The organism is Pseudomonas sp. NPDC098747, assembly GCF_044760045.1.
Taxonomy (GTDB): domain Bacteria; phylum Pseudomonadota; class Gammaproteobacteria; order Pseudomonadales; family Pseudomonadaceae; genus Aquipseudomonas.
Map to the genome: position 1 here is coordinate 44,262 of NZ_JBIWAL010000037.1, position 10,947 is coordinate 55,208.

At 58.7% G+C, this 10,947-nt stretch carries 11 protein-coding genes and 2 pseudogenes; 5 read left to right on the top strand and 8 right to left on the bottom strand.

Translation table 11 applies throughout. The features are described from left to right. Nucleotides 1-42: 42 nt before the first annotated feature. Nucleotides 43-135, bottom strand: a pseudogene (locus ACIQVE_RS20545) (anti-anti-sigma factor); the annotation flags it as partial. Beyond that, nucleotides 135-1,316, bottom strand: a complete 1,182-nt coding sequence (gene rssB / locus ACIQVE_RS20550) for a two-component system response regulator RssB (protein ID WP_402811422.1) — start codon at nucleotides 1,314-1,316, stop codon at nucleotides 135-137. The pseudogene ACIQVE_RS20545 and the gene rssB, both read right to left, overlap by 1 nt. 274 nt (nucleotides 1,317-1,590) lie before the next feature. Here rssB and ACIQVE_RS20555 point away from each other — a divergent pair, with 274 nt between their 5' ends. Beyond that, on the top strand, nucleotides 1,591-1,890 hold the full coding sequence (locus ACIQVE_RS20555; RefSeq protein ID WP_402811424.1) for a PilZ domain-containing protein: 300 nt from the start codon (nucleotides 1,591-1,593) through the stop codon (nucleotides 1,888-1,890). 53 nt (nucleotides 1,891-1,943) lie between these two features. On the opposite strand, the gene ACIQVE_RS20560 is transcribed toward ACIQVE_RS20555, so the two are convergent. Beyond that, complete coding sequence (locus ACIQVE_RS20560) at nucleotides 1,944-2,633, bottom strand: VacJ family lipoprotein (protein ID WP_402811426.1); 690 nt, start codon at nucleotides 2,631-2,633, stop codon at nucleotides 1,944-1,946. Nucleotides 2,634-2,830: 197 nt separating this feature from the next. On the opposite strand from ACIQVE_RS20560, the gene ACIQVE_RS20565 reads away from it, so the two are divergent. After that, entirely contained in the window at nucleotides 2,831-3,451 is a 621-nt protein-coding gene (locus ACIQVE_RS20565) for an HAD family phosphatase (RefSeq protein WP_402811428.1), read from the top strand. 110 nt (nucleotides 3,452-3,561) lie between these two features. Continuing rightward, a complete protein-coding gene (locus tag ACIQVE_RS20570; protein WP_402811430.1) occupies nucleotides 3,562-3,825 on the top strand; it encodes a DUF4404 family protein in 264 nt (87 codons plus the stop codon). Between the two features lie 188 nt (nucleotides 3,826-4,013). Here the strand turns inward: ACIQVE_RS20570 and queF are convergent, their stop codons facing one another. Continuing rightward, the gene (gene queF / locus ACIQVE_RS20575; protein ID WP_402811432.1) at nucleotides 4,014-4,844 is read right to left on the bottom strand and encodes an NADPH-dependent 7-cyano-7-deazaguanine reductase QueF; all 831 of its coding nucleotides are present in this window, start codon (nucleotides 4,842-4,844) and stop codon (nucleotides 4,014-4,016) included. A 61-nt stretch (nucleotides 4,845-4,905) separates the two neighbouring features. Continuing rightward, on the bottom strand, nucleotides 4,906-5,439 hold the full coding sequence (locus ACIQVE_RS20580) for a plastocyanin/azurin family copper-binding protein (RefSeq protein WP_402811433.1): 534 nt from the start codon (nucleotides 5,437-5,439) through the stop codon (nucleotides 4,906-4,908). A 174-nt stretch (nucleotides 5,440-5,613) separates the two neighbouring features. Here ACIQVE_RS20580 and ACIQVE_RS20585 point away from each other — a divergent pair, with 174 nt between their 5' ends. Next, on the top strand, nucleotides 5,614-6,294 hold the full coding sequence (locus ACIQVE_RS20585; protein ID WP_402811435.1) for a heavy metal response regulator transcription factor: 681 nt from the start codon (nucleotides 5,614-5,616) through the stop codon (nucleotides 6,292-6,294). Beyond that, entirely contained in the window at nucleotides 6,294-7,643 is a 1,350-nt protein-coding gene (locus ACIQVE_RS20590; protein WP_402811437.1) for a heavy metal sensor histidine kinase, read from the top strand. The genes ACIQVE_RS20585 and ACIQVE_RS20590 overlap by 1 nt, the downstream gene beginning before the upstream one ends. Before the next feature lie 108 nt (nucleotides 7,644-7,751). Here the strand turns inward: ACIQVE_RS20590 and ACIQVE_RS20595 are convergent, their stop codons facing one another. The 3 genes and pseudogenes from ACIQVE_RS20595 to ACIQVE_RS20605 all read right to left on the bottom strand — a co-directional run. Beyond that, a complete protein-coding gene (locus ACIQVE_RS20595; RefSeq protein ID WP_402811439.1) occupies nucleotides 7,752-8,996 on the bottom strand; it encodes a lipoprotein-releasing ABC transporter permease subunit in 1,245 nt (414 codons plus the stop codon). Nucleotides 8,997-9,059: 63 nt separating this feature from the next. After that, nucleotides 9,060-9,743 carry a lipoprotein-releasing ABC transporter ATP-binding protein LolD gene (gene lolD / locus ACIQVE_RS20600; protein ID WP_164488114.1) on the bottom strand — a complete coding sequence of 228 codons (684 nt, stop codon included), beginning with the start codon at nucleotides 9,741-9,743 and terminating at the stop codon, nucleotides 9,060-9,062. Between the two features lie 7 nt (nucleotides 9,744-9,750). Further along, nucleotides 9,751-10,926: pseudogene (locus ACIQVE_RS20605) on the bottom strand (lipoprotein-releasing ABC transporter permease subunit); the annotation flags it as partial. Nucleotides 10,927-10,947: the final 21 nt, after the last annotated feature.

The window sequence follows — 10,947 nt, forward strand, 5'->3', positions numbered from 1 at the left end:
AATGAAAATCAAAACGATAAACATAATCTAAAAAGTCGCATCCAACGCCGAACAAAGGGTCAGTATAAATTAAAAGACGAACTTCAGTACGAATTTGAATTACTGCTCGGCGAACTGGATTCTACCGGTACTCATTAAAGATTCCTGCTCAACACCAACAGGGCGATATCATCCGGCATCTCCCCCAGCGTGGCCAATCCAAATACTTGCCGCAGACCATCCAGGCTGCCGCCCGCCGACTTCACCCGTTGAGGCAAAGCGGCTTCTTTTTCTTTGAGCGTAGGTTCTGACAAAAGATCCAGAATGCCATCAGACATCAGCGTCAGGCTGAACGTCGGTGGCAGCTCAAGCACGTGATCTTCGTAGGTGGCTTCATTGAAGAGGCCCACTGGCAGACCGCGCCCTTCGAGATAACGAACACTGTCAGGCGTGTACAACACAGGCAACGGCAGATGGCCGCCGATGCTATAGGTCAACAAACCGGTCTCCTCGTCGATGACTCCACCGACCATTGTGACGTGTTTACCCAGCTTACAACTGATCAGCCCCCGGTTGATATGACCAAGGACTTCCGAAGGCTTGAATTCCGGCAAAGTGCCGCTGCGCTTGGACTCGAACAGCAAGCGCGTGGTCATGAATTTCAGCAGCACGGTGACGAAGGCTGAAGAGGCGCCATGACCCGATACATCCGCCAGATAGAACGCAACCCGGCGCTCGTCGACACGGAAATAGTCGACAAAATCACCCGACAGGTACAACGACGGGATGATCTGGTGGGCAAACTTGAACTCGTCGATACTCCACGGGCTTTCCGGCAGCATGTTCATCTGCACCTGACGACCGGCGTTCTGGTCTTCCTGGAGCAGGTTCAGGCTGGCCTCGAGCTCGCGGTTGGCCTTTTCGAGCTTCTCGCGGTAGCGCTGGTTTTCCAGCAGCAGGCGCGCACGATCCAGGGCCCGGCGCACAGAGTGCTCGAGCACAGCCAGATCTTCGAGAGGCTTGATCAGGTAATCCGCCGCGCCCAGGCGCAACGCCTCGACCGCGTCGTTCATCACGCCGGCACCCGAAACCACGATCACCGGCGTTTGCGGTGAAAGCTCGGTGACCTGACGGATGAGCTCGAGACCGCCCATCTGCGGCATGCGCAGATCGCAGATGACCAAGTCGGGCTTGTCTTGCTCGAATACCTGAAGACCCTGTTGGCCGTTGCTGGCCTGCAGGACGCTGAAACCACTGTCTTCCAAATAGGCCGCGAGGCTCGCGCGCACTACTTCGTCATCATCGATTATCAGCAGCGTGGCACTGGTTTTTGGCATGTGGGCAAACGGCGCCAGAATTAGGTTGGCGTAGTTGGCGGGGCATCGGCCCTGCGCAGACTACTGGATTCGCTTTCTAGCCTCTCTGCTGCACCGCTTTCGAGCGTTAGCTCCGTACACGGTTGCACCAGAGGTGCCCTTCTAAGGCGCAGACGGTACTCCCATCCGCGGGGCGTTTCAAGCATGCGCCGATGGTCGCTTGACGACTTTACTTGTCAAATCACCGAGAGTTATAAGAACCGCTCAAACCGTAACCCAATGGAAGGTCAGAACCATGAGTCAAACCGGTCGGGACTACAGCGAAAAGCGCGATTTCATCCGCATGCGTGTCGATGCCGATGTCGTGTTGATTCATGAAGGGGATCAGGTCTCGGCCGTGTGCATCGACCTCTCCAGCAGCGGCATGCAGGTCGAAGCAGCGCGCAAATTCAAGGTCGGTGACCGTTTGTACGTGAGGATCGACTCCGAGCATTCGGCACTCAGCGGCCTTGAGGCCGAGACCGAAGTGGTTTGGGTCAAGGCTCAGGAGGGCGACAGCCAAAAGCTTGGCCTGAGCATCCTGAAGATGAAATAAGCGCACACAAAAAAGGCGACCCGAGGGTCGCCTTCTTTTTTCACCGATCGAAATTAAAAATCGTCTTCGACCTGGCCATCCTTCACCTTGAACTCGCGGTTCTGCAAGTAGGCGTTGCGGATGAAGGTGTACTTGTCGCCGCTGATCAGCTTCTCGCTGGACAGCAGGCTGGCGCGGGTGTCGACGATATTCAGGCCGAATATCGAGTTACGCACGGGCACATCGTTGATGTAGCGGTACGGGCCGGTGAAGCCGTCAACGTACTTGGACGGTGCGTCACGCAGGGTGCTCGGTCCCATCAGCGGCAGCATTACGTACGGGCCGCTGCCAACGCCCCAATAACCGAGGGTCTGGCCGAAATCTTCGTCGCTACGGGTCAGCCCCATATGGGTGCCGACGTCGAAGAAGCCGAGCAGGCCGAAAGTGGTGTTGAAGATCAGGCGCGCGGTATCAACGCCAGCCGCAGCCGGTTTGGCCTGCAGAATGTTGTTCGCCAGGTTGGTGACATCCCCGACGTTGCGGAACATGTTGTGGATGCCGTCTTCGACAAATTGCGGCGTCACAAACTCGTAGCCCTGCGCCAACGGCTTCAGCGCGTAGGTGTCGACGAAGTCGTTGAACTGAAAAATCGGACGGTTGACGCTTTCCCAAGGGTCTTCTTCCGTTGCCGCTTGAGTGGCGAACGGCGCCAGCACCAGGCCGGCATATACACAAAGCTGAGCGAGCGAAGGGCTCAAGCGCATAGAGAAACTCCTTGGATTTGTACTGGCACGGGCATCTCGACCCGAGCGGTAAGGCGGCTAGTATAAGCGCAAAAGTCCTTTTGAGCAGTCCGTGAGTGAAGCGACTTGTAGGAGTTTTCTGAGCCCTCGATTCACATCGCTGTCATCCAACTGTCATCGGCAGGTTCTAGCCTGACGGATATTTCAGGGATGTAGCCATGTCACACGCCGAAACCTTGCCCTTCGCCGCGCCCAGCCTGAACGCCATACTGTTCGGACTCAGTGGTTGCCTGGTGGATTTCGGTGCCCGCGCCCGACAACAGAGCACTGCCCTGCCCGAACATGCCGCGGCCACACCAGGCGCGCTCGAGAGCCTGCAGAGCTTGCAGCGCCAGCAAATTCCTTGCGCCTGGATCGATGACCTGTCCCCTGCCCTTGCGCTACCGCTGTCGGCGGCCTTACCGGCATGGATCAAACCCGGGCAACATTCGGCAACAATCAATCCGTGGCCCGCGCCTAATGCCTGCTGGCAGGCGCTGATGGACTTGAACGTTGGCAGCCTGGACGGTTGCGTACTGGTCAGCGGCGAGCCGCGATTGCTGCAATCGGGCCTCAATGCCGGCTTGTGGACAATCGGTCTGGCATCCTGCGGTTCGCTGTGCGGTCTGGCACCGGGCGAGTGGCAAGCCTTGAGCCAAAAAGAACGGGAGCAGTTGCGCGGCAAAGCGACGATGCAACTGTTCGGCCTCGGCGTGCACTCGGTGATCGATCATCTGGGCGAGCTGGAAACCTGCCTGGCGGACATCAGCCTGCGCCGCCTCAAAGGCGAAAAGCCCTGATCGGGATCATGCAGGGTGATCGAGAGTGGATTAATCTAAAGGTCAGCCATAGACCTTTGGCGCGTGGCTGCGGTCAATGCCAGTGCCTCTCGATAAAAAAGGAAACCACCATGCCCGCTCAAGAACTTCAAAAACAGCTCGATGCTCTGCGCGAGCAGTTGGATCAGAATCCACCGCTGACTGAAGTTGAACGGAAAGATCTGCATGATCTGATGGAGCAGATCCAGCTAAAAATTGAACTTGAAACCAGGACCCAGGATGCCAGCCTCGCTGATGGCGTGAACCTGGCCGTCGAACGCTTTGAAGTCGAACACCCGGCCATTGCCGGCGCGCTGCGCAATATCATCATTACACTGGGCAACATGGGGATCTGATTCCCCGCCAGACAAAAAAGCCCTGCCATCACTGGCAGGGCTTTTTCATTTCCGCGATTTGCGACGCGGTCAAATGTGGGAGCGAGCTTGCTCGCGAATGCGGTGGATCATTCAACGATGATGGCGACTGACACGACGCCTTCGCGAGCAAGCTCGCTCCCACAGTGGTTCTTCTACACCCTGGATATTTATTGACGAACCAGACGATGGTTCGGCAACTGCACGCTCTCGGTGCTGCGATACGGATTGATATCCAGCCCACCCCGACGCACATACCGCGCAAACACCGTCAACTTCGCAGGTTTCAGCAACCGTTGCAGGTCGAGGAAAATCCGCTCGACGCACTGCTCATGGAAGTCCGAGTGCTGGCGGAAGCTGACGATGTATTCCAGCAGACTGGCGTGATCCAGCGCCGCGCCGCGATACTCCACCACTACACTGCCCCAGTCCGGCTGGCTGGTCACCGGGCAATTGGATTTGAGCAAGTGGCTGTGCACGCTCTCCTCAACGACGCGCGAATCATCGCAACGCAGCAGTTCCGGACGCGGATGCTCATAGTTGCTGACGCTGATTTCCAGGTCATCAATGCACACACCCGGCAACGCCACCACGCCTTCGGCTTCGACCTCTTTCAGGCTGCGAACCCGCACGCCGACGGGTTTGCCGGCCGCGGCCGACAGATCCTTGACCAACGTCGCTTCCAGCGTGGCGCTATCGGCAAACGGCGTCTGGTTCAACGAGTTCAAATACAGCTTGAACGACTTCGATTCGATAATATTCGGCGAATCTGCCGGAATAGTGAATTCGCCGATGGCCACCACCGGTTTGCCCGATGGGAGCAGCCACGACAGTTCGAAGCAGTTCCAGAAATCCACACCTTTATACGGCAGGGTTTCGGCGGTCAGGCCCAGCTCCGCCCATTTCGCGGTGCGCGGAATCGGGAACAGCAAGGACGGCGTGTAGGTGGCGATGTATTCGCTGGATTTGCCCAGCGGCGAGTGTTCGGCTGCGGGATGCATGGCGGAAACCTGACTGAAGAATCAGCGGATTCTACCAGCCTTTGCTCGCGCCTTTGAGTGCTTACTGACTGACAGTCAGTTTGCCGACCATACCGGCCTGATAATGCCCGGGAATGTTGCAGGCAAATTCCAGGCTGGTGGCCTTGCTGAAAGTCCAGGTCAACTCAGCGGTTTTGCCCGGTTCGACCAACACGCTGTTCGGGTCGTCATGTTTCATGCCATGACCCATCGCCGCGTGATCCATGCCCGCCATGTCGTGGGACATTTCTTTGATGGCGGTAGGCATGAGCATGCCGTTTTGCTGCATCTGCAACATTTCCTGCTGGTGACCGGCGTGCATCGCCGCGTCACCGAGGTTGAATTCGTGCAGCAACTGGCCTTTATTCACCAGTACAAAGCGAACGGTCTCACCAGCCTTGACCTGAATAGCCTTCGGATCGAACGACATATCGCCCATCACCACTTCGATGCTTCGGGTCGCTTTGCTTGCCGCCGCCGGTTGACCGAAATCGTAGGAGTGCTTTGGCGCGGCCGACACTGGCGCGCTCAATACCAACAAGCAGGCGGTCAACGCCAAGGATTTGCGCAAAAACATGGTCGTACTCCAACAAGATAAGGTTCAGCTTGTGGGAAACTCTAACCGGCCTGCGCTGGCGCCTACCTGACGGGAAGATTACAACTTTGTCAGGTTGGCGCTTGCCGCCCGCTGTCGCGGTATAAAGCTTTCGTTGCTTCATACCGAATCACACCGAATCAGCCCGAGTCGCCCATGAAACTGTTAATCGTCGAAGACCAAGCGAAAACCGGCCAATACTTGCGTCAGGGCCTGACCGAAGCCGGGTTCAACACCGAACTGGTGGCCGACGGCGACAGCGGCCAGCAACTGGCCTTGAGCGGTGATTACGCGCTGCTGATCCTCGATGTGATGTTGCCCGGGCGCAATGGCTGGCAGATTCTGCAAACAGTGCGCAGTGCTGGCCTGGATACACCGGTTCTTTTTCTGACAGCGAAAGACGCGGTGGAGGACAGGGTTCACGGTCTGGAACTCGGTGCCGACGATTATCTGGTCAAGCCGTTCGCCTTCTCCGAACTGCTGGCCCGGGTGCGCAGCCTGTTGCGTCGGGGCAGTGCCACACCGCAGGAAACCAGCCTGCAATTGGCCGATCTGCGTCTGGACCTGATTCGCCGCCGGGTCGAACGCCAGGGTCAGCGCATTGATCTGACCGCCAAGGAATTCGCCCTGCTGGAAATGCTTCTGCGCCGTCAGGGTGAAGTGCTGCCCAAATCGCTGATCGCCTCGCAGGTCTGGGACATGAATTTCGACAGCGACACCAACGTCATCGAAGTGGCGATCCGGCGCTTGCGCCTGAAGATCGACGACGAATTCCCCAACAAGCTGATCCACACCGTGCGCGGCATGGGTTACGTGCTTGAAGAGCGTCCAGCCTGATGCGCCGGTTATCGTTGAGTTCACGCCTGGCCTTGTTGTTTGCCGCCTGCACCGCCGTGGTTTCACTGTTCGCCGGGGTGCTGTTCAACCGGGCCAGTGAGGCGCACTTCATTGAGCTCGACCAGCAATTGCTCGACGGCAAACTGATCGGTCTGCGCCGCGCCTTGCAGGATGTTCAGGCCAGTGAAAGTGAGGCGCGGCTGGCGGATGAACTGAGCCGCCAGGCCGATCTGTCGTTGCGCATCACGGGCGGTGACGGACAACGCTGGTACGACAGCTCGATCAAGGTGCCAGAAGTCTTGCCGCAACAAGCCGGCCTGTCGACCGTGAGCAATAGCGACACCGATTACCGAGTGCTGAACGCGCCGCTCTACCCGGACAAACCCGACTCGCCACAATTGACGCTGTTGCTGGACATCACCCATCACCAGCACTTTTTGCAACGCATGCAGCATCTGATCTGGTTGACCGTCGGACTCTCGGCGCTGGCTACCGCGCTGCTCGGTGCCTGGGCCGCGCGCAGTGGCTTGCGCCCATTGCGGCGCATGAGTGCGGTGGCGCGTGGGATTTCGGCGCAATCGCTCAATGCCCGACTGCCGGAGGCGCAAATGCCTCCAGAGCTTACGGAAATGGCCCACAGCTTCAACGCCATGCTCGCACGCCTCGACGACTCGTTTCAGCGGCTCTCGGCGTTTTCGGCCGACATCGCCCATGAACTGCGCACGCCACTGTCGAACCTGCTGACCCACACCCAGGTCACCCTCACCCGCCCAAGACCGATCGAGGATTACCGCGAAGCGCTGCACAGCAACCTCGAAGAACTGCAATGGATGGCGCAACTGGTCAATGACATGTTGTATCTGGCCAAGGCTGATCACGGCTTGCTGATGCCCAAGCGTGAGCCGCTGGACCTGGCGGACGAGGCGGATGCGTTGGTGGAGTTTTTTGCGCCATTGGCCGAGGACGCCACAGTGACGTTGAGCCGTGAAGGTAATGCACGCATCGAGGGTGATCGCAGCATGTTGCGTCGAGCGCTGTCGAATCTGCTGGATAACGCGTTGCGGTTTACACCGGCGGCGGGGGAAGTTCGCTTGTCGATTCAAGACCTGCCGAATGCTGTGCGCGTATCGGTCGAGAACAGTGGTGAAGGGATTTCATCGGAGTTGTTGCCGCGATTGTTTGATCGCTTTTACCGGGCCGATCCGGCGCGGCAGGAAGGCAGCAGTGAACATGCGGGTTTGGGGCTGGCGATTACTCAGTCGATCGTCCGGGCCCATGGTGGGCACATTCATTGCGAATCGGATCGAGGCTGGACGCGGTTTGTGATTGAGTTGCCTCGGGGGAATTGAGGCCAGAGATTCTGGCCCCTTCGCGAGCAAGCTCGCTCCCACAGGGAATCTGTGTCGTTCACAAATCCCCTGTGGGAGCGAGCTTGCTCGCGAAGTCGATATCGAAGGTTACGAATATCTCAGGGCGTGAGCCGGCTCAATCTTCGCCGCCCGCCACGCTGGATACAGCGTCGCCAAAAAGCTCAAGACAAACCCGGCGGAGCAGATAAGCAGCACATCGCCAGCCTGCAATTGCGACGGCAGATTGCTGACGAAATACACATCGGAACTGAAGATGTGTTGCCCGCTCACTCGCTCGAACCAGCCGACCAGTTCACTGACATTCAGCGCCGCGATCACGCCCAGCACACCACCAATCAGCGTGCCGACAATGCCGATCACCGTGCCCTGCACCATGAAGATCGCCATGATCTGCCGGGGCGTGGCTCCGATGGTGCGCAGGATCGCAATGTCCGCGCCCTTGTCGTTCACCACCATGATCAACGTTGCGATGATGTTGAACGCCGCCACCGCGACGATCATCAACAGCAGCAGGCCGATCATGGTTTTTTCCATCTTCATGGCGCTGAACAGACTGCCCTGAGTGTGGGTCCAGTCGTCAGCCTTGAACTCGGCGCCAAGACCGGCAGCGATTTCTGAAGACACTTTCGGTGCGGCGTACAAGTCTTTGACCGCCAGACGCACGCTCTGCACCTGATTAGGCTCCCAGTGCTGCATGGTCGCAGCATCGGCCACATGGATCAGGCCCATCGAGCCGTCCAGCTCGGCACCGACCTTGAACACGCCGACCACGTTCAGACGCTGCATGCGCGGGGTAATGCCGCCCGGTGCGGTGCTGACTTCCGGCACGATCAGGGTGATCTTGTCACCGACATTCAGGCGGAAACGGCGAGCGGTGATTTCACCGATGACCACACCGAATTCACCCGGTTTCAGCGCGTCGAGACGGCCCTGCACAATGTGCTGGGCGACGATCGATACCTTGCCTTCCTGGGCCGGATCAACGCCGCTGATCTGGATCGGCTGCATCAAACCCTTATAGGAGAGCATGCCTTCCATCTCGGTGAACGGCACGGCGGCGGTCACTTCTGGATTTTTCATGGCGGCGGCGGCTACCGGCTGCCAGTCGTCAATCGGCTTCACGCCAACGATGGTCGCGTGCGGCACCATGCCGAGAATGCGCGAGCTCATTTCGCGCTGGAAGCCGTTCATCACCGACAACACCACGATCATCGCCAGCACGCCGAGGGCGAGGCCGATCATCGAGGTCATCGAAATGAACGAAACAAAGCGATTGCGGCGCTTGGCGCGGGTATAGCGCGCGCCGATAAAGATCGATAACGGTCTGAACATTCGCTGGGGCACCGTATAAAAATAAAAGACCCGACGCCTTTTCAGACGCCGGGTTTCAGCCGATCAGATAGGCGTCAGGCAACCGTTTTGCAGGTGCAGGACGCGATCCATCTGGCGAGCCAGGTTCATGTCGTGGGTCACCACAAGGAACGCCGTGCGCATCGAGGTGCTGAGTTCCAGCATCAAATCCTGGATGCCCTGGGCGGTGTGGGAGTCGAGGTTGCCGGTCGGCTCGTCGAGCATCACCAGCCCCGGCTTGTTCACCAGTGCCCGGGCAATTGCCACACGCTGGCGTTCACCGCCGGACAGCTCGGAGGGTTTGTGTTCCAGGCGATGGCCCAGCCCCACCCGCTCCAGCAACGCGGTGGCACGCTGACGTGCCTCCGGGATCGACGTCTTGCCGATCAGCAGCGGCATGCAGACGTTTTCCAGTGCGGTGAATTCCGGCAGCAAGTGGTGGAACTGGTACACGAAGCCCAGCGAACGGTTACGCAACAGGCCACGCTTCTTCTCGCTCAGGGCCGACAACTCTTCGCCATCAAGCCACACACTGCCCTGGGTTGGCGTGTCGAGGCCGCCCAGCAGGTTGAGCAAGGTACTTTTACCCGAGCCCGAGGTGCCGACAATCGCGACACGCTCGCCCGGGTTCAACTCCAGTTGCAGACCGGCCAGCACTTCTACCGACTCAGGGCCTTCCTCGTAGGATTTGCCCAGGTTGCGGCAGCTCAAGATTGCTTTTTCACTCATGCCCGACTCACTCATAACGTAGCGCCTCCGCCGGCTGGGTGCGCGCGGCACGCCAGGCTGGATACAGGGTGGCGAGGAAACTCAGGACCAACGCAGCGGCGCAGACCATAACCACATCCTGGCTCTGCACCTGCGACGGAAGATAATCAATGAAATACACGTCAGCATTAAGGAACTTGTGACCGAGCAGCCCTTCAAGGGCCGAGATCGCTGCGCTGACGTTGAGCGCGGCGAAAATCCCGAGCACCGCGCCGATCGCTGTGCCGACAACACCAATGACCGTGCCTTGAACCATGAACGTGAGCATGATCGTGCCCGGCGTGGCACCGAGGGTGCGCAGAATGGCGATGTCGCCCTTCTTGTCGTTCACCACCATCACCAGCGTGGAAATGATGTTGAACGCCGCCACCGCAACGATCAGCAGCAACAGCAGACCGATCATGGCTTTTTCCATGCGGATCGCCTGATACAAATTGCCGTGGGTGCGGGTCCAGTCACGGGCGTAGAAACGGTCATCGCCAAGTTGTTGGGCGATGTTCCATGCCTCACGCGGTGCCTGAAACAGGTCGTCGAACTTCAGACGCAGGCCCTGCACCTGATCAGGCTTCCAGCGATGCATTTTCGCCAGATCCTGCAGGTTGGTGACGCCCAGATAACCGTCGAGCTCGCCGGCGCCGACATGGAAAATGCCGACCACGGTGAAGCGCTTCATGCGCGGGAACATCCCGGCCGGAGTCACGCTGACCTCCGGGGCGACGAAGGTGACCTTGTCACCCAGACCCACGCCAAGCTTGGTCGCGGCCTTGTCGCCGATGACGATGCCGAAGCTGCCCGGTGTCAGGTCGTCGAGTTTGCCCTGCTTCATGAAGTTGTCGATGATCGACACGTTGCGCTCAAGCGCAGGGTCGATGGCGTTGAGCAACACCTTGGACACCTGACCGTTATTGGTCAGCAGCCCCTGCATCTGGGTGAACGGCGCGACGGCCGTCACCTGCGGGTTCTGTTTGACCTTGGTGGCCAGGCTTTGCCAATCGTTGATCGGATCACCGGATTCGATGGTCGCGTGGGGCACCATGCCCAGCACGCGGGTGCGCATCTCATGATCGAAGCCGTTCATCACCGAGAGCACCACGATCATCACGACCACGCCAAGGGCGAGCCCGATCATCGAAGTAAGTTTAATGATTTAGTATTAATTATTTTT

Excerpts from the sequence above, each read along its gene's own strand:
- queF (WP_402811432.1), bottom strand. The coding sequence starts at position 4,844 with ATGCATCCCGCAGCCGAACACTCGCCGCTGGGCAAATCCAGCGAATAC.
- ACIQVE_RS20595 (WP_402811439.1), bottom strand. The coding sequence starts at position 8,996 with ATGTTCAGACCGTTATCGATCTTTATCGGCGCGCGCTATACCCGCGCC.
- ACIQVE_RS20585 (WP_402811435.1), top strand. The coding sequence starts at position 5,614 with ATGAAACTGTTAATCGTCGAAGACCAAGCGAAAACCGGCCAATACTTG.
- ACIQVE_RS20555 (WP_402811424.1), top strand. The coding sequence starts at position 1,591 with ATGAGTCAAACCGGTCGGGACTACAGCGAAAAGCGCGATTTCATCCGC.
- ACIQVE_RS20590 (WP_402811437.1), top strand. The coding sequence starts at position 6,294 with ATGCGCCGGTTATCGTTGAGTTCACGCCTGGCCTTGTTGTTTGCCGCC.
- rssB (WP_402811422.1), bottom strand. The coding sequence starts at position 1,316 with ATGCCAAAAACCAGTGCCACGCTGCTGATAATCGATGATGACGAAGTA.
- ACIQVE_RS20565 (WP_402811428.1), top strand. The coding sequence starts at position 2,831 with ATGTCACACGCCGAAACCTTGCCCTTCGCCGCGCCCAGCCTGAACGCC.
- ACIQVE_RS20560 (WP_402811426.1), bottom strand. The coding sequence starts at position 2,633 with ATGCGCTTGAGCCCTTCGCTCGCTCAGCTTTGTGTATATGCCGGCCTG.
- lolD (WP_164488114.1), bottom strand. The coding sequence starts at position 9,743 with ATGAGTGAAAAAGCAATCTTGAGCTGCCGCAACCTGGGCAAATCCTAC.
- ACIQVE_RS20580 (WP_402811433.1), bottom strand. The coding sequence starts at position 5,439 with ATGTTTTTGCGCAAATCCTTGGCGTTGACCGCCTGCTTGTTGGTATTG.
- ACIQVE_RS20570 (WP_402811430.1), top strand. The coding sequence starts at position 3,562 with ATGCCCGCTCAAGAACTTCAAAAACAGCTCGATGCTCTGCGCGAGCAG.